Below are 20,056 nucleotides of genomic sequence, written 5' to 3' on the forward strand. Positions count from 1 at the left end.
ATCCCCTTAAAAGCCACTCCCTAAGTGGAGGGGCGTTACTGGGTGCGTCCTGTTCTGATACATGTCTTTAATCGACATGTTGTTAAGATTAGAGGATTGAAAAGATGAAGCGCACATATCAGCCTTCCCGTCTGGTTCGTAAGCGTCGCCACGGCTTCCGCACACGCTCCGCCACAGTGGGTGGCCGTCGTGTTCTGGCTAACCGTCGCGCCAAGGGCCGTAAGAAGCTCTCCGCCTGAGCATGAAACAGCCTGACCGCCTGCAGAAGCGGTCGCAGTTTCTGCGTGTGGCCCGCAAGGGCCATAAGGTCGTGTCTCCCGGGCTAATCGGCCAAGTTCTGCCGGGGCAGGGGGACATGACAGTACGGGCCGGTTTTACTGTTACCAAAAAGGTCGGTAATTCCGTCATACGCAATCGTACACGCCGCCGCTTGCGGGAGGCCCTCCGGCTGGTGGTGAAGGAGGAAGGATGTTCTTCCTCGGGTGATATCGTCCTGATCGGACGCGCCGCAACCAGAATTCGGCCTTTCCCTCTTCTGAAACATGATGTACGGCGGGTCTTGCAGGCTCTTGAGAAGGCGGGAAGAGAGTGAAGGCGGCCAGTTGGCTGCTTTCTGTCCTTCTACTGGGGCTGATAAAGCTCTACCGTCTTTTTTTCAGCCCACTCATGGGTAGGCAGTGCCGTTTCCATCCCAGTTGTAGCGCCTATGGTGAGGAAGCTATCCGCCGCCACGGCCCTATCCGAGGGGGATGGTTGACACTCTGTCGTATTTGTAGATGCCACCCTTTTCATCCGGGTGGCGTGGATTATCCCCCTGATGGCTAGTCGTTCCTTGAGAAGAAAACGCAAAAAAAATGGCGTAGCTATTGTTTTGGGGACGATTTTGAGCCAGTGAATGAGGCAACCTACCCTTCCAGCATAACGAGAGAGCGGCTCCTGCCCGATGGAAAGTAGCAAACGTATTATTCTGGCCGTCGCCCTGTCGGCCCTGATCCTGATTGGTTTCAATTTTTTCCTGTCGCCGGACAGGCATAAGGCGGTGGAGGCACAGAATACTGCTCCAGCCCCTGCGGCTGTTGTGCCCCCTGCACCGCCAGTGTCTGCTAGCCCAGTGGAAGAGGCGGACGATCATCAGGAACATCGGCTGAAGGTTGTATCATCAGATGTTCAGGGCTCCTTCAATTTGCGAGGAGCACGGTTTGATGACCTAGAGCTGATCCGTTACCGGGAGACAATCGCCAAGGATAGTCCTCTGGTTCGTCTGTTAGACAAGGCTGGCAGTGAGAAGGCGAATTATCTGGTCATTGGCTGGGAGAATGCTGCTGGCTTTACGACCCGTCTGCCGAATGAGCAGTCCCTTTGGAAGGTGGATGGTACTCAAACCAGTCTGACCCCCGAAACACCCGTTACCTTGTATTGGGATAATGGGGCCGGTGTGCGCTTTATCATTCATCTGGCGCAGGATCGTCATTATATGATGAGCGTGCAGCAGGAGGTGGAGAACCATTCCGGGCAGCCTGTTTCGGTTTATCCCTTCCAGCGTGTGCAGCGTGATTACCTCCCGGAGGAAACGGGGTCTTTCGTGGCTTACGAAGGGCCTATCGCTGTCATGAATGGCAAACTGGCTGACGAAGGCTATAAGTCCCTGCGGACAGACGGTAACGGGCCGGGGCATGTGTCATGGACGGATTCCGGTAAAGGTGGCTGGGGCGGTATTACGGATAAATACTGGCTGACAGCTATTGGCGCTGATGCGTCCTCCAATGTGCGGGCCCAGTATAGCTATCTGCCGGAAGGTCACGGGGCTTATCGTGTCACCTTCACCTCGCAGGAGCCGCAAGTTATTCAGGATGGTGCTCGCCTTGGGCAGGGGAGCCATCTTTTTGCAGGTGCTAAGGAACCGGGGTTGCTGCGTTACTATGGACGTAAGCTCAATCTGCCTCGTTTTGATGATAGTATCGACTTTGGCTGGTTCAGTTTCCTGACGAAGCCGATCCTCTTCCTGCTGCACTGGCTTTATGCGCATATCGGCAATTTCGGTCTTGCGCTGATGGTCATGACGCTGATGGTCAAGATCGTGCTGTTCCCGCTGGCTTCCAAAGCGGCCCAGTCTGCTGCCCGTATGCGCCTGATTGCACCGAAGGTGACTGAGATTCGGGAGAAGTACAAAAGCGACCCGATGACCATGAATCAGAAGGTCATGGCGCTGTATAAGGAAGAGAAGATCAACCCAGCAGGGGGCTGTCTGCCCATGCTGATTCAGGCTCCAATCTTCTTCTGCCTGTATAAGATGCTCAATCTGAGCATTGACGAGCGTCATGCGCCTTTCTTCGGCTGGATCAAAGACCTTTCCGTGCCGGACCCGACCAACCTGTTCAACCTGTTCGGGCTGCTACCGTTCGATCCCACGCATATTTTTTCGTTCCTGCACCTCAGTGTCTGGGGCGCAGCGCTGGGTATTACCTTCTGGCTACTGCAGAAACACAGCATGGTTAGCATGGACCCCGCACAGGCTCGCATCATGCAGTTCATGCCCATCGTGTATGTTTTTGTGATGTCCAGTTTCCCGGCGGGTCTTCTGGTTTATTATACTTGGAACAACGTGCTGACATTCCTTCAGCAACATTACATCGAGCGCAGGACGAGCCTGCCCGTGCCGCTGGGTAGCCGTAAAGGTAAAGCACCGCGTAAGGGCGGTGCTGCAAAGAAGAAAGGTCCGTGATGGAGCAGATGCAGACGGTTCTGCCCAGCGAGGAAGAGCTGGAGGAAGGGCGCAGACTTTTTGCTGGCCCCTGTGATTTCTTCTTTGGAGCGCAGACAATCGAGCAGCTACCTCCCCCTGACCGGGCGGAGGTGGCATTTGCGGGACGGTCCAATGTTGGTAAGTCCAGCCTCATTAATGCGCTGACAGGCCGCAAGGCTCTGGCCCGTGCCTCTTCCGAACCGGGACGGACTAAGCAGCTCAATTTCTTCAATCTGGGTGGGCGGCTGTCCCTTGTAGATATGCCGGGTTATGGCTTCGCTAAGGCGTCAAAGGCCGTGAAAGAAGATTGGCAGCGGACAATGTTTGCCTATCTGCGGGGGCGGCCCAATCTGGCCCGTGTGATCTTGCTGATTGATGGCCGGGTTGGTCTCAAGGCTTCTGATAAGGAAGTGTGCGACTTGCTGGATAAAGCTGCGGTCGTGTTTCAGATCGTTCTGACTAAATGTGATGCCCTGTCGGCTTCCGCACTGGCGGGGCGGCAAAAGGAAGTGGAAGCATTGGCTAAAACACATGCGGCTGCTTTCCCTCATATTGTGGCAACAAGCAGTGCGACGTCATTGGGTGTTGCGGAGCTGCGTGGCATAATGGCCCGCTTCGCCGAACAGCCCTGAAAAGTTTTTCTGTAGAGTGAATGGTCATGTCCTCTTCCAATTCTTTCCCCGCCTCTCTCCCAGAAGACTTTCTGGCCCCTGATAGTCTGAGCGATCAGCAGCAGGCGGCTGTTCTGGCGGGAGCTCTGCCTTATCTGCGCCGCTATGCGGGTGATACCATCGTTGTGAAGTATGGTGGTCATGCGATGGTTGAGAACAACCTTGCGGCCACCTTCGGACGCGACATTGCCTTGCTCAAGCTGGTCGGCATTAACCCGATTGTGGTGCATGGTGGCGGACCGCAGATTAACAGCATGATGAAGCGTCTAGGTGTTGAGTCCCGCTTCATTGATGGCCTCCGTGTCACGGATCGTGAAATGATCGATGTGATCGAGATGGTCCTGTCCGGTACGGTGAACAAACAGGTGGCGGATCTCATTAGCCATGCTGGTGCTTTGGCCGTGGGGATTTCTGGCCGTGATGGGCGTTTGATTCAGGCAAGTCGTCTTGTTCATTATCACCGGACGGATGAGAACGAGAATGAGGCTGTGGATCTCGGCTTTGTTGGTAAGCCGGAGCGTGTAGACCCCCGTGTGCTTTATGCCCTTTTGGGGGCAGGTCTGATCCCGGTCGTGGCTCCGCTGGGTGCCGGGGAAGAGGGTGAAATCTACAACATCAATGCAGATACTGCCGCTGGTGCTGTTGCCGGTGCCGTGCGGGCGTCCCGCCTGCTGATGCTGACAGATGTTCCCGGTGTGCTGGATGAGAACGGACAGCGCATTGAAGAACTCACGGCAGAAGAAGCCCGCCGCCTTATCCGGGAAGGGCACATCACCGGCGGTATGATCCCCAAGGTGGAAACCTGCCTCAAGGCCGTGCAGGCTGGTGCTAAGGCGGCCGTTATTCTGGATGGCCGGGTGCCGCATACCTGCCTGCTGGAGCTTTTCACCAAGGCCGGGCAGGGCACGCTTATCAAGGCGGATTGAGTTATGGGGTGGGTCGCAGACCTGCCCGGGTTATGGTTTTATAATTAAGGAGCGTTTTATGGATCACGCAGAGCTTCGCAAGCAGATTGAAACCCTTTGGGAAGATCGTGCCAGCCTGTCTTCACAGACACAGGGTCAGGCCCGTGATGTCGTGGAAGCCGCTCTTGCTGGGTTGGATAATGGCACGTTCCGCGTTGCTGAGCAGAAGGAAGATGGACGTGTCGTGCATGAATGGCTGAAAAAGGCCGTTCTGATGTCCTTCCGTCTGTATGATTCCGAGCCAATGGCCAATGCCTGCGGTGGGGCGCCGGGTTTTGATAAGGTGCCGCTGAAATTCGCTGGTTGGGGCAAGGAAGAGTTCGATAAGGCTGGTTTCCGGGCTGTTCCGGGTGCTGTTGTCCGCCGTTCTGCTTACATTGCACCGGGTGTCGTGTTGATGCCGAGTTTCGTCAATCTGGGTGCCCGTGTCGAGAGCGGCACCATGATTGATACATGGGCCACGGTTGGCTCTTGTGCGCAGATTGGTAAGAACTGCCACATCAGCGGTGGTGCCGGTATTGGTGGTGTGCTGGAGCCGCTGCAGGCTGCTCCTGTCATAATCGGGGATGATTGCTTCATTGGTGCCCGTTCCGAAGTGGCCGAGGGCGTGGTTGTGGAGCGTGGTTCTGTCCTGTCCATGGGTGTGTTCCTTGGGGCTTCCACCAAGATTGTGGACCGTACAACGGGTGAGATCCATATGGGCCGTGTCCCGGCTTATTCCGTGGTTGTTCCGGGGACCCTCCCGCCGAAAACACCGGGCGGGCCGTCTCTGGCTTGTGCTGTGATCGTCAAGCGGGTTGATGAGCGCACACGCTCCAAGACATCCATTAACGAGCTGCTGCGTGACTGAGTAATCCCATGAGCCATCCATCATTTACATCCGACCCCGTTGCACTTCTGCAGGACCTGCTGCGGTGCCGCTCCGTAACACCAGCAGATGACGGGGCATTGAGCGTTGTTGCTCATGCGTTGGAAATGATGGGCTTTGAGGTTACACGTCTCGCCTTTGGCCCGGAGGGGGAGCAAACGCCTAATCTTTATGCTCGGCTAGGGACGGGGAAACCCTGTCTCTGTTTTGCAGGGCATACGGATGTTGTTCCCCCTGGTGAGGGCTGGAGCTGCGACCCCTTCGCCGGCGATATTAAAGATGGACATATCTACGGGCGTGGCACTGCGGACATGAAGGGCGGCGTAGCGGCCGCTCTGGCCGCTGTGGCACGTAGGTTGGAAGCCGGACCGTTAAAAGGTAGTCTGGCTTTTCTCATCACAGGTGATGAGGAAGGGCCTGCCCGTTATGGTACGAAGTCTGTGCTGGAATGGATGAAGGAACGGGGAGAAGCACCCGACTTTTGCGTGCTGGGTGAGCCAACCAATCCAGCTGAGATGGGTGATGTCATCAAAATTGGTCGCCGTGGCAGCATGAATGTGGTGATTACGGTCAAAGGTGTGCAGGGGCATGTCGCCTATCCTCATTTGGCCGATAACCCCATCCATCGTCTGGTGCCTATCCTGAGCGATCTAACGTCACGCACTCTGGATCAGGGGAGTGAGTGGTTTGCCCCTTCTTCATTGCAGATTACGAGTGTAGATGTTGGCAACCCGGCCACTAATGTGATTCCGGCCACGGCACAGGCACGGGTGAATATTCGTTTTAATGACCTGCACACCAGCGAGAGCTTGCGGAATTGGATAGGAGATGTCGTTTCCTACCATGCGCCAGAGGCTACGATGGAGGTGGCCGTCAGCGGGGAGTCCTTCCTGACAGACCCGGGAGCTGAGGTAGAGCAGCTTTCAGAAGCTGTTCAGGTGGTAACGGGCCGGAAACCGAAGTTGGATACAGGCGGGGGCACATCCGATGCCCGCTTTATTACGCATTGCTGTCCGGTAGCTGAGTTCGGGTTGGTGGGAGCAACTATGCATAAGCGTGATGAGCATGTTTCTCTGGCTTCCGTAGAACAGTTGACGCAGGTTTATCTGGAATTCATGCACCGTTTTGGTGTCTGAATGAGTTCAGACGGATGAACTGTTGGGAAAACCCGCCGGGATGAGGCGGGTTTTTTTGTTATAGGGATGTAACTCCCCCATTGCTGACCAGAGGAGATTATCCTTCATGCCCAGACGGAACGGGCCATCACATACGATGCCGCTTGCACCTGCCATTTTGCGGTCATTCGTGCGGCGTGACGGATTTGGGCTGTTCCTGTTGGCATTACTGACGGGAGGGCTGGCGGGCGGCTGTGTTGTGGTGATCAACACGGTGACCCTCGGTATGCATGTTGTCTTGTATGGCCTGCATAATGGGGGTCGCCTGTCGGAACTGCCCGCCTTGCCTCTCTGGCGGTGTCTCATGGTTCTGGGCTTTGGCGGGTTAGTCGTGGGGCTGGTGGGGGCAGTCTTGCGTAGGCGGATGGTGCGCCGGCCCGTGGACCCAGTAGAGGCTAACGCTCTGCGTGGAGGGCGTATGTCTGTGCGGGATAGTATCAGCCTTGCAGTACAGACGGTCCTTTCTAATGGCGTAGGGGCATCCATCGGGCTGGAAGCTGGCTATGTGCAGATATCGGCGGCATTTGGTTCGTGGCTGGGGCGTTTGTTTCGTGTCCGGCGGGAAGAGCTGCGTATCCTTGTAGGGGCTGGGGCGGCTGGGGCTGTGAGTGCCGGATTTGATGCACCCATCGCCGGGGCTTTCTACGCATTCGAGATTGTGTTGGGGACTTACAGCCTCGTCAATTTGTTCCCTATTGCGCTGGCGGCGATGGCCGGGCTGGGTGTACGGCATCTTGTGCGTGTGGAGGGCGGTGTGCCCCCCTTGATGATGAGCTGGCATATGGGTTGGAGTGCTGTACCCGGTGTCAGTTTGCTGGCAATCCTGTGTGCACTTACAGCAATTGTCATCATGTATTGTGTGACGCAAACGCAGTGGGTGTTCCAGAAATTACCGGTCCCTATCTGGTTACGGCCTGTTGTGGGTGGGATACCCGTAGCCTGTCTGGCGGCGTCTTTTCCGTCCGTCCTATCGGCAGGGCATGGCGGGGTTGGGTTGGTGCTAGCGGGGAAGATTGTGCCCTCTCTGGCGTTGTTGCTCTTGTTGCTTAAGGCTGTGGCATCGTGCCTTTCCATTGGCTCGGGGTTCCGGGGCGGGTTGTTCTTCGCTTCGTTGTTTTTGGGTGTTCTGGCAGGCGAGGGGTTTGGTGATCTGCTGGCTCATTATGGGTTGGCCCCGGCAGATGGACAGGTATGTGCAGTGTTGGGTATGGCGGCTATGGCAACGGCCATCATTGGCGGCCCCATGACCATGATTTGTCTAGTGCTGGAGATGACAGGCAACATGACGATCAGCAGTGCGGTGGTTCTGGCAGCTGTTCTGTCCTTACTGACGGTCAGGCGGCTATTTGGCTATAATTTTGCGACATGGCGTTTTCACCTGCGTGGTGAGACAATTCGGTCAGCAGTGGATGTTGGCCGATTGCGTGCGTTGACTGTGCAGAAGTTAATGCGGGCCCAGGTACGCAGCTTTCCGGCTGCTATGACGATCCAGCAGGCGCAGGCTCAATTGACGCTGGGTATTGAGGAACGCCTCGTGCTGGTGGATGAGGAGGGGCGGTATCAGGGCATTGTCTTGGTATCCGAGATCACGGCGGCCCCTACGACTGAAAAACCCGTATCTACTCTGGCCTGTTATCGGGATGTTATGCTGGACCCGAATATGACTATTCGGGAAGCGGCCGATCTGTTCGCTGAGGCAGAAGCTGACGTGCTGGCAGTTGTGGAAGACCGACAGTCCCGGCAGCTTGTCGGCCAGCTGAGTGAACGGCATACGCTGCGCTGTTATGCTGTGGAGTTAGAGCGCAGCCGCCGTGACCTTGCTGGGGATGGTCGTTTTTCCGTGTAATGGTCGTTTTATGAGGCGTTCTTTATAAGAACCTGCCCTGCACTGTAGATGTGATAGAGGCTGCTAGCGGGCATGTGGTCTGTGGCCGTGTTTCCCTGTTCATCCAACCGGTCGATCCACCCGCCATTAAGCGAGGCCGGGGCGTAATGGGTGAAGAAAAGCTGGCTCATTTGTGCAAGCCGTTCGTGCCGGGTCTGAAGATTAGCCGGGGCATGCTGGGCAAGCAGGCGCATCATTTCGGTCTGTGGCCAGATGCGGGTTGAGGCTTCTAGCATTGTGCCATCATCCAGCAGTGCATCAGGTAGAAGAGGGCCGGGAACAGTTTGCTGAAGGCGGGTATAGAGGGCATGCTGTGCCCTCTGAGCGGCAGCGGCATGTTCGCCTTCAGGGGCGAGGCGGAGATATTCGCCCAGCAGCCAGCACCATTCCGCTTGATGGCCGGGTTCAACACGGTTTTGTCCTGTAGGCTGCTCCGGCTTCCAGTCTGGTGTGAAGAATTCCAGTAAGGCATTCGTTCCGGCTGGGATGAAGGAGCGCAGGGCGAGGGCAAGAATAGCCTCGGCGTGCTCAAGGAACACCTCCCGGCCGGAGACTTCAAAGAGCGTTAGGCAGGCTTCCAGCAGATGCATGTGCGGGTTTTGGGAGTGTCGGTCTGATGTAGCGGGGATGGCATCCCGGTAGCCACCATGTGTAGAAGGGAAAATGGTGTCGATCTCGGCAAGGCTGTCCTCGGCTCTATGCAGTAAAGCCGGATCACTGGACAAACGGTAGGCCCATCCATGTGCAAAAAGGATGAAGGCATGGCCGTACAGGTCCCGTTTTGTGTCGGAAGGCGTTTGGTTTGGCCCAAGGGCGAAAACCCAGCCGGGAGAGCCATCCACCCGATAGTAGAGCCGTGCAACCCGGTTTAGCACCGCCAGAGCCTGTTCCCCAGCATTGTAGTGGCCATTCAGGGCAGCTTGACAGTAAGTGGCAATCTGCCGTGCCTGCACCATCAGGCGGCGGTGAGGCAGGGCGATGGGGGCCGCATCAAAGGTCAGGCGTTCATGATAAAGGCCAGCGTTTCCGTCAAAACCCGCTCCAGCCCAGAGGGGGAGAGCTTTGTGCAGTAGCCAGTCCTGCCATGTGGCAATGTGTGTCATGATCAGGCGTCCTTTGTTGGATGGGTGTCGTCCATGGTCTGGACGATGCGGCTAGTGGAATGGCCATTCAGAAGTGGGGCAAGGCAAACCCGCCCGCCATGCTTCCTGACGATATCCCCACCAACGACCTCATTCTCTTTATAGTCTGCCCCTTTGACGAGAACGTCAGGCTTTAGGGCGGTGATGACGTCTAGTGGCGTGTCTTCATCAAATAGAACCACCAGATCGACATGGCGTAGTGCACGGATGACAGTGGCACGGGCTTGCTCGGTCTGGAGAGGGCGGCGAGGGCCTTTCAGCCGTTTGATGGAGGCATCAGTATTGAGGGCTACGATCAGCTTGTCTCCCTGACCAGCGGCAAACTGGATGAGCGAGACATGGCCGGGATGGAGGAGATCGAAGCATCCGTTTGTCAGTACGACTGAGGCCCCGTGCCGCTTCCAGTTTTCAACGATGGTGCAGGCATCAGTCAGGGGAAGGCAGGCCCCATTATCGGCAATCTCTTCTAGCAGTTTCTGATGCAGTTCATCACGGGTGACGAAGGCTGTTCCTAGTTTGCTGACAGCAATAGCCGCCGCAGTGGTGGCCATAGTCACGGCACTAGCAAGGGAGCGACCGCTAGCCAGCGCACAGGCGATCGTGGCGATGACTGTGTCACCAGCCCCGGAGACATCGTAGACCTCTGAAGGATGCGCTTTGCAGTGTAGGGGGGCTGTGTCCTGCTGCCACAGGGTCATGCCCTTCTCGGAACGGGTAAGCAGAATGTCGCTTTCCGTAAGGGGGGCGATGGCGGCGCAGGCTTTTTCCACTTCGGCATCGTCATGGAGTGTCCATGTGGGGCCTGTGGAATTGGTAATGTTGGCGGCAGCGAGGGCCTTGCTGAGTTCCTGCCGGTTGGGGGTTAGGAGGCTAGCCCCCCGATAAGCGGAAAGATCGGCCCTTTTAGGGTCCACCAGTACAGGAATATTGCGGGAGCGGGCGGCGTCTATGATGGTTGTTAACACCCGGTCAGACAGGACACCCTTGGCATAATCAGAACAGATCAGAATGTGGCTGCTGTCCAATGTGCGTATGGTGGAAGTGATGAGGGCATCTTCGGTCGCACGGGAGAATGGGACGAGTTTTTCATTATCCAACCGAACGATCTGTTGCCGACCGCTGAGGACACGGGTTTTTGTTATGGTCGTCCAGCTTGCATCTTCCACCAGCCCATCTAGCTTGATCTCTTTCCAGCTGGAGAGAGCTTGCCGGAGTGTATCGGCGGCTTGATCGGCCCCCACCACGCCAATCAGATGGACTGGATGACCGAGAGCGGCGACATTCACGGCCACATTGGCAGCCCCGCCGGGCGTGGAACGGTGATGGCTGCTTAGTAGGACAGGAACGGGGGCTTCTGGTGAAATGCGGGTGACGTCCCCGGTAATGTACTGGTCCAGCAGTAGATCACCCAGAATGGTAATGGCACCGTCAATCAGCGTATCAGTCAAAAAACATCCCTCCCCTCAGGAGACAGCACTACCTGTAAATGGCGTGTGGCCTTATGTCTGTAAGGGGAAGTTTAGGATGTTTTTACCGTTCTGTCGTCATAGAAAGGGTTTTATCCAGTCCGTAAGGGGGGGGTGTAGTACAATAAATAAATTTTTATCTTTTTTAGAAGTTGACAGTGATAATAATGACACATTCTGATGAAATACAAATCGAAACAAAAAAACAAGGCCGGGAAGTACGTAATGTCTCGTCATGTTCACTTTATATCCGGTCTTCCTCGCTCAGGAAGCACCCTTCTTAGTGTTCTTTTAGGGCAGAATCCTAACATTTACTGTGCAGAATATTCGACGCCTGTCTGTTCTCTTATGACGAAGATGCTATCTGTTATTTCAGAAGGTGAATATAAAACTGAATTTAGCGGCGAAAAGGTCATGAATCTTCTTAAGAAGACAATGGATACATACCATGACATGCCATCAAAGCCGAATCTGGTCATTGATAATAACCGGGCCTGGTGCAGCAAGCTTCAGCTTCTGGACTATCTCTACCCTCATGCAAAAGTGATCTGCTGTGTGCGTGATCCTGTCTGGGTGATTAACTCCTTTGAGCGCATCATTGGCAGGGACCCGACGTTTTCATCCTATCTCGTGCCTGTGGAACATAGGGCTACGCTACATCAGCGGGTGAATTATCTGCTGTCTCCTGCGGGGGCTTTCGGTTTTGCGTATCAGGCCTTGCAGGAGGCATTTTTCGGACAGTTTTCGTTCAAACTAGTACTGGTTGATTATGACAGCCTGGTGACAAAGCCCCTGTCCGTCATGCGTTTTCTGGAAAAGGAATTGAACGTTCCTGCCGCTACTTATGACATGGACAACGTCCGCTACACGCCTCCTACGGCATACGATAAGGCTCTGGAAACGCCGGGGCTGCATGACATTGCCCAGAAGGTGGAGCCTCAGAAGCATCCTCTCATATTGCCACCCGATGTCGTGAATCGTCTGGCTGGGGGTGCATTCTGGAGAGACAGAAGCATGAACCCGAAGTCGGTACGGATCATATGAAAATCAGCAGAGTTTTATGGCTGGAAAGGATTATCCGGGTAGCCGACATCCATCAGGCACAGGCCATCGGGGGGAGCGGTAGGGCCAGCTTTGCAGCGATCACGAGCTTCTAGTGCTTCTTTTACCCGGTCAGGGTGCCATTGATGATGGCCGACCAATGCCAGCGTCCCGACCATATTACGGACCTGATGATGCAGGAAAGACCGGGCCTGCACATCCACATACACATATTCGCCGGAGCGGGTGATGGTGAGTTCATCCAGCGTCCGCAGGGCATCACGGGCTTGGCAAGCCGCTGCGCGGAAGGAGGTGAAGTCATGCCCACCCAGTAGATGGTTGGCACCTTCCTGCATGGCCTCAATGTCTAGCGGGGCACGGATGTGCCAGACGAAGCCCTCTTGCATGGCCGGACGGGCCGGACGGTTGAGGATGGTATAGCGGTATCGCCGCCATGTAGCAGAGAAGCGGGCGTTCCAGCCTTCTGGGGCGGGGGCAGCTTCCAGAATGGAAATGGGATGGGGTTTCAGATGGTAACCGATGGCATCTCGCACGGCTTTGCGGCTGAGAGGGGCATCGTCCGGGAAGTCCAGATGCGCCACGAGTCCAGCCGCATGAACGCCTGAATCAGTCCGCCCTGCCGTTACGCTGCTGACCTTGCGGCCCTGCGTGAGATGCTCGGCGGCTTCCTCAATAAGCTGTTGGACGGAGAGGCCACTTTTCTGGCGTTGCCAGCCAACATAGGGGCGGCCGTCGAACTCAATGCGGATGGCCCAGCGGCTGATGCCGGGCGGGGCGGCGTCAGTCAAGGCGCATCCCTTTGGTTAGTTTTGTGCCACGCAGAAAGGCGTCCCGGTCCATCATGGCCCGTCCCGGCTTCTGGATGCGGTCGATCCGTAGGCAGCCTGTCCCGCAGGCAATGGTCAATCTGTCATCCAGCACAGTACCCGGAGCGGGGGCTGAGGCTATGAGGGCGGCAGTTTCGGCTTCATCCGGCAGGGTAACGGCACCGATGCGGTAAGTTTGCCCTTCCAAAAGGGTATAACTTCCCGGCCACGGAATGAAGGCCCGCACTTGACGCTCAATTTCAACGGCCGAGCGGTTCCAGTCGATCTGGCCATCTTTACGCTCCAGTCGTGGAGCATAGCAGCTACGGGAATCGTCCTGCGGAATAGGGGTAGGTTGTTCTGTTAGGGCGTGAACGACCAGACGGGCACCAATCTCTGCTAGTCGGTCATGCAGGCTACCTGCCGTGTCTGTCGCTGTGATGGGTGTGGCCTCGGAGAGGATGACCGCACCTGTATCCAGCCCTTTGTCCATTTGCATAATGCAGACGCCACTTTCTGCATCACCGGCTCGGATAGCGGACTGGATAGGTGATGCACCCCTCCAGCGAGGAAGTAGACTGGCATGAATATTCAGGCAGCCGAGCCGTGGCGCATTCAGGATGGCCTCTGGCAGAATAAGGCCATAAGCTGCCACAATGGCTGCATCAGCGTTTAATCCCTGAAAGAAGGCTAGCTCTTCTTCGTTATGGCGCAGTTTTTCCGGCGTGCGGACAGGGATGCTGAGCGCATCGGCGGCCTCATGCACGGGCTGTCGCCGCAGAGCCTTACCTCGGCCTGCTGGGCGGGGGGGCTGGGTATAAACGGCAACGACCTCATGGCCTGCCTTAATCAAGCCATGAAGGGCCGGAACGGAAAAGTCCGGCGAGCCCATGAAGATGAGGCGCATGGTACTTACCGTCTCCGCTTTTGTTCCTTGGCCAGACGCCGCATAATCATGTTGCGCTTCAGGGAAGACAGATGATCAACAAACAGGATGCCATCCAGATGGTCGATTTCATGCTGGATGCAGGTTGCCAGTAGGTCGGATGCTTCCTGCTCGATGGTCTGGCCATCTAGATCACGATAGCGAACCCGGATGGATTCCGGCCGGATGACCTCAGCATACTGGTTAGGCAGGGAGAGACAGCCTTCTTCCCGTGCGGCAAGTGTCTCGGAGGAATCGATGATCTCCGGGTTGATGAGAACCATCGGGTTGCGGGGTTCATCCTCACGAGCAACATCGACCAGCACGAAACGCTGGCTTAACCCCACTTGCGGAGCAGCCAGCCCGATGCCGGGGGCCTTGTACATGGCCGAGAACATACCCGGCAGGGCCTCACGGATGGCGGCCATGTCTTCCGGGCGAACTTCGTGGGCCACCTGGCTCAGCACGGGCTGGGGGGCAACAAGGATTGATGTCGGGGCGATGTCATCAAGCCGATCAAGAAAATCTAAATTCTTCATGGCAAGCATGTTAGCGGCTGGCGATGGGTAATTCCAGCCTGTTCTTTAATGCGTCAGCGGGTGGATAACCCTTGCATCAGGAGGGGGCTGACCTCATATCTGCCAGTGTGGGCAATGCCTTGTGAGGGTTGCCTTTCTACTCACGTCTCGCTCCCTGAGGAGGCCTCGTAATACCATGTCATCTGGACGACTTTTCACGTCCCCCATGTTCCTGGGGTTTGATCATCTGGAACAAATGCTTGAACGGGCATCAAAAACAGCATCGGATGGGTATCCACCCTATAATATCGAACAGCTGAGCCGTACGGCTCTGCGGATTACTCTGGCTGTAGCCGGGTTTGTCATGGATGACCTTCAGATTACTCAGGAAGATAATCAGCTGGTCATCCGTGGTCGGCAGGCGGACGATACGCAGGGGCGTGTCTTCTTACACCGGGGGATTGCTGCCCGACAGTTTCATAAAGCGTTTGTGCTGGCGGAAGGGATCGAAATCGCCGGGGCTTGGTTGGATAATGGCTTGCTGCATATCGACCTTCATCGCCCGGAGCCGGAAGTACGTGTGAAGCATATTACCATCAAGCAGGGTAGCTCTGATGGGGCTGTGCAGCCGTCCTCACCAGCTCGTGATGTAGAGTTGGCCCGTGATCTTTCTCCCATAACGGAGGATGAGCCTTTTGGCCGGGAATGATGAGAGAAAAAGCTCCGCCAGTGATAGGCTGGCGGAGGATGTATACGAGCGTGCCCGTACTATGACAGGGGCAGAGTTGCGGAACTGGGGCATGAAAGAGGTTGCCTATTTCCGGCCCATTACGCATGAGGGCACTACACTGATTGCTATCCATGCGGCGGATGGGACGCCCGTGTGCCTCGCCGAGGATGAGGATAGTGCGGTGGATGCCATCCTTGAGCAGGATATGGTGCCGACCTTTCTGCAATGAAGGCGGGGGTTACGGCTTATGATTTCGCTTGTAGCGTTGGATAACCCAGTAAACGCCTCCATAGGCGAGGCTTGCTGCAAGGCCTGCAATGATTGATGGGTCAATTCTGTCTGCGATGTGCAGCTGGGATGCCAGCCTTGCGGTGAGGAGGTCTGTCAACCGCATGAAGGTGTAATACAGACAGAATAATGATAGTCCATACAGACAAGTCTTCACGTCACCTCCGCTGGGAAGGGTTGTAGTAGAAGATGGTTACGCTTCTGTCCTTCCCTAGAGAGAGGAGCGTGCCTACGCAATGTGGCAAATATGGGGATTTTGCTTTCTTATAGGGAGAAGTTTTCTCCCAGATAGACCCGGCGGACATCTTCATTGGCTACGATGGCCTCTGGCGTACCCTCCATGAGAACACGCCCGCTATGCAGGATGTAGGCCCGGTCGATAACTTCTAGTGTCTCACGCACGTTATGGTCTGTAATCAGCACGCCGATGCCACGATCCTTTAGGTGGGATACAAGAGCACGGATTTCACTAACGGCGATGGGGTCGATCCCTGCCAGAGGTTCATCAAGAAGGATATAGTTTGGCTGGCTTGCCAGCGCACGGGCGATCTCAAGGCGGCGGCGCTCACCACCAGAAAGGGCCAGAGCCGGGGAGTGCCGCAGGCGGGTAATGCCGAATTCTGCCAGAAGGCCATCCAGCATGGCTTGTCGTTTATCCCGGTTTTTTTCAACTGCTTCCAGCGCAACAAGAATGTTCTGTTCGACATTCAGCCCCCGGAAGATGCTAGCTTCTTGTGGTAAGTAGCCAACTCCCAGCCGTGCCCGCCGATACATGGGCAGGGGGGTGATGTCCGCACCATCCAATGTGATGCTGCCCATGTCTGTCTGCACCAATCCAACAATCATGTAGAAGCTGGTTGTTTTTCCGGCACCATTCGGGCCAAGCAGACCGACAGCCTCGCCACGCTGCACATGGAGCGACACGTCATGAACGACAGTGCGTTTTTTGTAGCTTTTCCCGATGCCTTTGGCTGCCAGTCCCGGCTTACCCTGATTTTCCTGCATGGTCATTTACCTGCCTCATTGGGAACGATCAGCCCCTGTACAGGGTCGCTGGAGCCGGACAGCATATGGGAGATGCCAGTTCTGAGATTCACAATGGCTTGAGACCCATTATTCTGATTCTGCCCCTGCGTGACACGCACATGACCGATTAGACGTGCGAGTTCAGGCCCGGCCAGATAGACGCCACGATCCCCGGTAGCTGTTTGGCGATCCGTGCGGATCATGACATGGCCCCAGCCATAGGCCCGGTCCAGATTCCCACTTTTCGACTTTTTACCATCAGTTGTCTGGCTAGCCTTGTTGGCGGCTTTTTGGGCATCGGAAAGTTCCACGGCCTGCATGACATCAGCCGTAATTCTTTTACCATCGCTGGTTGTGACAGTCGCATCACCCCATCCGATAGAGACATGGGTCTGCGGGTGATACTCCACGAGGTCCCGGGCCGTCATAAGCTGGCGGGGCGTGGTGAATTTCATGGCCTTGCCCGTCATCATCAAGACGCTTTTATCAACGTCATATAGCCCGTGATCACCCCAGCCCTGGTCTTCTAGATTATAGATATGGACATGGCCGAAAGCCTCGACACGATATAGCTCCATATCATCACTACCGCCGGTTTTCTGGCTATCATTAGTGGCGGCATGGGAGGTGCCGGTTTGTTTTTTCGGGCGGAGATACCCGACCAGTGTATCGGCATCGACTGTCATATCGCCCCGCTGGGCACGAGCCCCGCCGGTGAGGGTGACGGTCTGGCGATTATGGTCGTAGATTTCTTCTTTCTTCCAGAAGAGATGAACGACCTGCCCATGTGCCTGGTCATGGGGAGCAGTGTCGGCGGCTAGGGCAATGGCGGACGGTGCCAGAGTCTCGGCCAAAAGGAGACCAGCAGCCGCAAGAAACGCATGAGGGCGGGAGAAAACAGGGAGACGCATCATGCTTCCTTTATGGGCTGTTCGGTGTGGCGGGAGAAGAGGGGGCAGAGGATAAATCCTCAAAATGATCTGTTCGCCCCGGGCCGAGGAACTGGAGAGTGTTCGTCCGTTGATCCATAAAGGCGCCTTCGGCATCCTGTTTACCAAAGGGGCCTTCAGCATGAACCCAATCATGCGTGGCGATAACCTCCTGCGGCAGGTCAACATCGGCAGAGGGGCTGTTCAGCAGAACACCGTCACTGCGGTAGATCACGACATGGCCGTTCAGTGTCAGTGTCTGTTCATGCTGGAGATACATGCCATTATCTGCCCGTGCATGAACCCATTGCCGGTTATGCAGCATGATGTCGGCTTCAGGCTCGGTCATATCAATACGGTTAGGCTCGCTCTGTCGAGCGATGCGGGCCGTGATGGTATAGGGGTGGCCGTGCGAATCAAGGTCGTGATAAGCGGCATGTTCCATCATGCCACTATCCGTATGGGCATGGCGCATGCTGGCTAGAATAGCACTGTTCTGATGGATCAGATGGTTGATTTCCGGCCATATGCCCACTGAAATGAGCAGGAAAACCGCAAGACCGGGAAGCCCCCATTTGGCCCGCTTTAGGAGCAAACTCCGTTTGGCCATAGCTTCAGCCGAAGGAGGGGTGCGCCTTCTGGCCATAGCTTCTTGCCGTAGGGCGTCCAGCTGACGGGTTTTTTCCAAGCGGTCCGGGTCAAAATCATCCCGGTTTGGGGGGAATGTACTCATGGGCAGCCCCCCCGCAAAAGATCATGAAGATGGATAATCCCAATAGGGCGGCGTTCATCATCCACGATAAAGAGACTGGTCACCGGGACAGGTCGGTCATTCATGAGACGCCGGATATCCTGCGCCCGCATGGTGGCTGTTCCTGTCAGAGGGGTGCGATTCATGATCTCTCGGGCCGTGGTTGTGTCGAGGTCCCGACCTAGGGCAGGGCGGAGGTCTCCATCTGTTATGAGACCGGCAAGCTGGCCATTACCATCTAGAATCCCAACACAGCCGAAACTTTTACGGGTGATTTCAAGGATGACGGCCCGGAGGGACATATCTTCACGCCCTAGTGGCATCGCCTTGCCTGTATGCATGAAGTCGCCAACAGGGCGGAGCTGTGCGCCCAGCGTTCCCGCCGGATGCAGGAGGCCAAAGTCATGGGCGTTGAAGCCGCGTTGCTCCAGCAAGGCAATGGCCAGAGCATCACCGAGAGCCAGTTGAAGCAGACATGATGTTGTCGGGGCCAGTCCCATCGGGCAGGCCTCGGGTGCGGCCGGTATGATAAGGGGAATCTGGACAGACTGTGCCAGTGTAGAGGTCGCCTTTGTTGTAAAGGCGATCTGCGTGAGATTTAAGCGGGCCGCATGGAGGAGAATGGCAGCGAGCTCGCTGGTCTCGCCAGAATTGGAAAGATAGAGGACGACATCCCCCGGCCCCACCATGCCGAGATCACCATGAGCGGCTTCGGCAGGATGAAGGAAGAGTGAGGGCGTCCCCGTGGACGCTAGCGTGGCGTTGATTTTACGCCCAATATGGCCAGATTTACCCATCCCCGTGAGGATAAGGCGGCCTTTCATTGCCAGGATGGCATCCAGTGCAGCTTCAAAGCCTTCTTGCATGGGGCCATGCAGAGCACCCTCAAGCTGTTCCAACCCCTGACGTTCTGTCTGGAGAGCACGGCAGGCTGTCAGGAGAGGGGATGCGGTCATGGAGCAACTTTATCAGGCACGATGGGCGAAAATATCCGATACATCATAGCCCAGAAGGTCCAGCTTTGCACGGGCTGGAAGGAAATCATAACAGCTCTGGGCGAGATCGCGCCGCCCTTCCCGGATGAGCATAGCCTCCAGCTTATTCCAAAGGGCGTGAAGGTGCAGCACATCAGACGCTGCATAGTGGAGCTGCTCTTCTGTCAAATTCGGGCTGCCCCAGTCAGAGCTTTGCTGCTGTTTGGACATATCAATGCCCAGCAGTTCCCGGCTGAGATAGGCGAGGCCGTGCTTATCTGTAAATGTATAGACGAGGCGCGCCGCAATCTTCGTGCAGATAACGGAGTTAAGCGTAATGCCCAGATAATGCTGGAGAACCGCCACATCAAACCGGGCAAAATGCATTAGCTTGGTGACAGAACTATCTTGCAGCAGTGCCTTGAGGTTGGGGCAGTGTCCATAACCACGGCCACCCAGATGCTCCGGTACGAATTGTACAAGATGAGCCTGACCATCTCCGGCAGAAATCTGCACGAGGCAGAGTCGGTCCCGATGCGGGTTGAGACCCATGGTCTCGGTATCAATGGCGATGGAAGAACCCAGCTCAATATCGTCCGGGAGGTCGCCCTCATAAAGATGAATGGCGTTGCGCGGAGTGCTCATATAGTCACCGGATTTTTCTGAGTGCGTACTTTTCTACCCTGCATATCAGGGGAGAAAGCCTTGGTGCCCAGAAGAAGACTCGAACTTCCACGTCCTTGCGGACACAGGCACCTGAAGCCTGCGCGTCTACCAATTCCGCCATCTGGGCATAAAGCTGTAAGAGGAAGCCGTTTCCGTGAGGAGGCTGCTTCAGCTCTGTTGAAAGTGCTTTTACGGGGCAGAGGGGGGATCGTCAATAAGGAAAATGCATCTTCTCGAAAAAAAGAGGTGGGGATTATGGCCTTATGATAAATGGTCCGTTTTGGACCTAAATTGGAAAATGAAAATGATAATCATATGCATTTTCAAGGTGTTCTGAAATATATTTGGTAAGTAATGCTGTCTATTTTTTTGTAGTGGGGCTGTTTAATCCTATAAAAACTGTAAGGAATATCCTGCCATATGGTTGCCGATGTCTGTCCGGGTGGCAGGTGCAGAAGCATGATGC

Annotated in this window: 22 protein-coding genes and 1 tRNA gene; 12 read left to right on the forward strand and 11 right to left on the reverse strand. The window is 55.8% G+C overall.

What is annotated here, in order from left to right; genetic code table 11:
- Positions 1-104 precede the first annotated feature (104 nt).
- The 9 genes from rpmH to AL01_RS00135 all read left to right on the forward strand — a co-directional run bounded on the left by rpmH (position 105) and on the right by AL01_RS00135 (position 8,268).
- On the forward strand, positions 105-239 hold the full coding sequence (gene rpmH / locus AL01_RS00095) for a 50S ribosomal protein L34 (protein WP_018979184.1): 135 nt from the start codon (positions 105-107) through the stop codon (positions 237-239).
- 2 nt (positions 240-241) lie between these two features.
- Positions 242-592: a ribonuclease P protein component gene (gene rnpA / locus AL01_RS00100; protein ID WP_077395264.1), complete on the forward strand. Its 351-nt coding sequence runs from the start codon at positions 242-244 to the stop codon at positions 590-592.
- On the forward strand, positions 589-825 hold the full coding sequence (gene yidD, locus AL01_RS00105; protein WP_077395265.1) for a membrane protein insertion efficiency factor YidD: 237 nt from the start codon (positions 589-591) through the stop codon (positions 823-825). Before rnpA ends, yidD begins: the two co-directional genes overlap by 4 nt.
- A gap of 118 nt (positions 826-943) precedes the next feature.
- A complete protein-coding gene (gene yidC / locus AL01_RS00110) occupies positions 944-2,722 on the forward strand; it encodes a membrane protein insertase YidC (RefSeq protein WP_077395266.1) in 1,779 nt (592 codons plus the stop codon).
- Positions 2,722-3,375: a ribosome biogenesis GTP-binding protein YihA/YsxC gene (yihA, locus tag AL01_RS00115; RefSeq protein WP_407647561.1), complete on the forward strand. Its 654-nt coding sequence runs from the start codon at positions 2,722-2,724 to the stop codon at positions 3,373-3,375. Before yidC ends, yihA begins: the two co-directional genes overlap by 1 nt.
- Positions 3,376-3,401: 26 nt before the next feature.
- Entirely contained in the window at positions 3,402-4,340 is a 939-nt protein-coding gene (gene argB, locus AL01_RS00120) for an acetylglutamate kinase (RefSeq protein ID WP_182081284.1), read from the forward strand.
- 58 nt (positions 4,341-4,398) lie between these two features.
- Positions 4,399-5,229, forward strand: a complete 831-nt coding sequence (gene dapD / locus AL01_RS00125) for a 2,3,4,5-tetrahydropyridine-2,6-dicarboxylate N-succinyltransferase (RefSeq protein WP_077395268.1) — start codon at positions 4,399-4,401, stop codon at positions 5,227-5,229.
- Between the two features lie 8 nt (positions 5,230-5,237).
- Positions 5,238-6,383 carry a succinyl-diaminopimelate desuccinylase gene (dapE, locus tag AL01_RS00130; RefSeq protein WP_077395269.1) on the forward strand — a complete coding sequence of 382 codons (1,146 nt, stop codon included), beginning with the start codon at positions 5,238-5,240 and terminating at the stop codon, positions 6,381-6,383.
- A 106-nt stretch (positions 6,384-6,489) separates the two neighbouring features.
- The gene (locus AL01_RS00135; protein ID WP_241502629.1) at positions 6,490-8,268 is read left to right on the forward strand and encodes a chloride channel protein; all 1,779 of its coding nucleotides are present in this window, start codon (positions 6,490-6,492) and stop codon (positions 8,266-8,268) included.
- A gap of 8 nt (positions 8,269-8,276) precedes the next feature.
- On the opposite strand, the gene AL01_RS00140 is transcribed toward AL01_RS00135, so the two are convergent.
- Together AL01_RS00140 and rfaE2 are read right to left on the reverse strand one after the other, a co-directional pair.
- Positions 8,277-9,410: an AGE family epimerase/isomerase gene (locus AL01_RS00140; protein WP_077395270.1), complete on the reverse strand. Its 1,134-nt coding sequence runs from the start codon at positions 9,408-9,410 to the stop codon at positions 8,277-8,279.
- A 2-nt stretch (positions 9,411-9,412) separates the two neighbouring features.
- Positions 9,413-10,897 carry a D-glycero-beta-D-manno-heptose 1-phosphate adenylyltransferase gene (rfaE2, locus tag AL01_RS00145; protein WP_077395271.1) on the reverse strand — a complete coding sequence of 495 codons (1,485 nt, stop codon included), beginning with the start codon at positions 10,895-10,897 and terminating at the stop codon, positions 9,413-9,415.
- 243 nt (positions 10,898-11,140) lie between these two features.
- Between rfaE2 and AL01_RS00150 the strand changes: the two genes are divergently transcribed.
- On the forward strand, positions 11,141-11,959 hold the full coding sequence (locus AL01_RS00150; protein WP_182081274.1) for a sulfotransferase family protein: 819 nt from the start codon (positions 11,141-11,143) through the stop codon (positions 11,957-11,959).
- Positions 11,960-11,973: 14 nt separating this feature from the next.
- On the opposite strand, the gene truA is transcribed toward AL01_RS00150, so the two are convergent.
- From truA to def, 3 genes are read right to left on the reverse strand one after another with little or no spacing between them, the layout of a single operon-like run.
- Positions 11,974-12,765 (reverse strand): tRNA pseudouridine(38-40) synthase TruA, encoded by a 792-nt coding sequence (truA, locus tag AL01_RS00155; RefSeq protein ID WP_077395273.1) that lies wholly within the window; start codon positions 12,763-12,765, stop codon positions 11,974-11,976.
- Positions 12,758-13,690 (reverse strand): methionyl-tRNA formyltransferase, encoded by a 933-nt coding sequence (gene fmt, locus AL01_RS00160; RefSeq protein WP_077395274.1) that lies wholly within the window; start codon positions 13,688-13,690, stop codon positions 12,758-12,760. Before fmt ends, truA begins: the two co-directional genes overlap by 8 nt.
- A gap of 5 nt (positions 13,691-13,695) precedes the next feature.
- A complete protein-coding gene (gene def / locus AL01_RS00165; RefSeq protein WP_077395814.1) occupies positions 13,696-14,247 on the reverse strand; it encodes a peptide deformylase in 552 nt (183 codons plus the stop codon).
- A 205-nt stretch (positions 14,248-14,452) separates the two neighbouring features.
- Here def and AL01_RS00170 point away from each other — a divergent pair, with 205 nt between their 5' ends.
- Together AL01_RS00170 and AL01_RS00175 are read left to right on the forward strand one after the other, a co-directional pair.
- A complete protein-coding gene (locus AL01_RS00170) occupies positions 14,453-14,935 on the forward strand; it encodes an Hsp20 family protein (RefSeq protein WP_143280649.1) in 483 nt (160 codons plus the stop codon).
- Positions 14,922-15,185: a DUF1150 family protein gene (locus AL01_RS00175; RefSeq protein ID WP_241502630.1), complete on the forward strand. Its 264-nt coding sequence runs from the start codon at positions 14,922-14,924 to the stop codon at positions 15,183-15,185. The genes AL01_RS00170 and AL01_RS00175 overlap by 14 nt, the downstream gene beginning before the upstream one ends.
- A 323-nt stretch (positions 15,186-15,508) precedes the next feature.
- On the opposite strand, the gene lptB is transcribed toward AL01_RS00175, so the two are convergent.
- The 6 genes from lptB to AL01_RS00205 form a co-directional block, all read right to left on the reverse strand.
- Positions 15,509-16,255, reverse strand: a complete 747-nt coding sequence (gene lptB, locus AL01_RS00180; protein ID WP_077395277.1) for an LPS export ABC transporter ATP-binding protein — start codon at positions 16,253-16,255, stop codon at positions 15,509-15,511.
- Positions 16,252-17,184 (reverse strand): LptA/OstA family protein, encoded by a 933-nt coding sequence (locus tag AL01_RS00185; protein ID WP_241502631.1) that lies wholly within the window; start codon positions 17,182-17,184, stop codon positions 16,252-16,254. The genes lptB and AL01_RS00185 overlap by 4 nt, the downstream gene beginning before the upstream one ends.
- A gap of 7 nt (positions 17,185-17,191) precedes the next feature.
- Entirely contained in the window at positions 17,192-17,932 is a 741-nt protein-coding gene (gene lptC, locus AL01_RS00190; protein ID WP_077395279.1) for an LPS export ABC transporter periplasmic protein LptC, read from the reverse strand.
- Positions 17,929-18,906, reverse strand: coding sequence for a KpsF/GutQ family sugar-phosphate isomerase (locus AL01_RS00195; RefSeq protein WP_077395280.1), 978 nt, complete (start codon positions 18,904-18,906; stop codon positions 17,929-17,931). The genes lptC and AL01_RS00195 overlap by 4 nt, the downstream gene beginning before the upstream one ends.
- A gap of 12 nt (positions 18,907-18,918) precedes the next feature.
- Positions 18,919-19,569 (reverse strand): ribonuclease D, encoded by a 651-nt coding sequence (locus AL01_RS00200; protein WP_077395281.1) that lies wholly within the window; start codon positions 19,567-19,569, stop codon positions 18,919-18,921.
- Between the two features lie 61 nt (positions 19,570-19,630).
- Positions 19,631-19,717: transfer RNA gene (locus AL01_RS00205), tRNA-Leu, on the reverse strand.
- Positions 19,718-20,056: the final 339 nt, after the last annotated feature.

Origin of the sequence: Bombella intestini (genome assembly GCF_002003665.1) — a bacterium.
GTDB lineage: Bacteria > Pseudomonadota > Alphaproteobacteria > Acetobacterales > Acetobacteraceae > Bombella > Bombella intestini.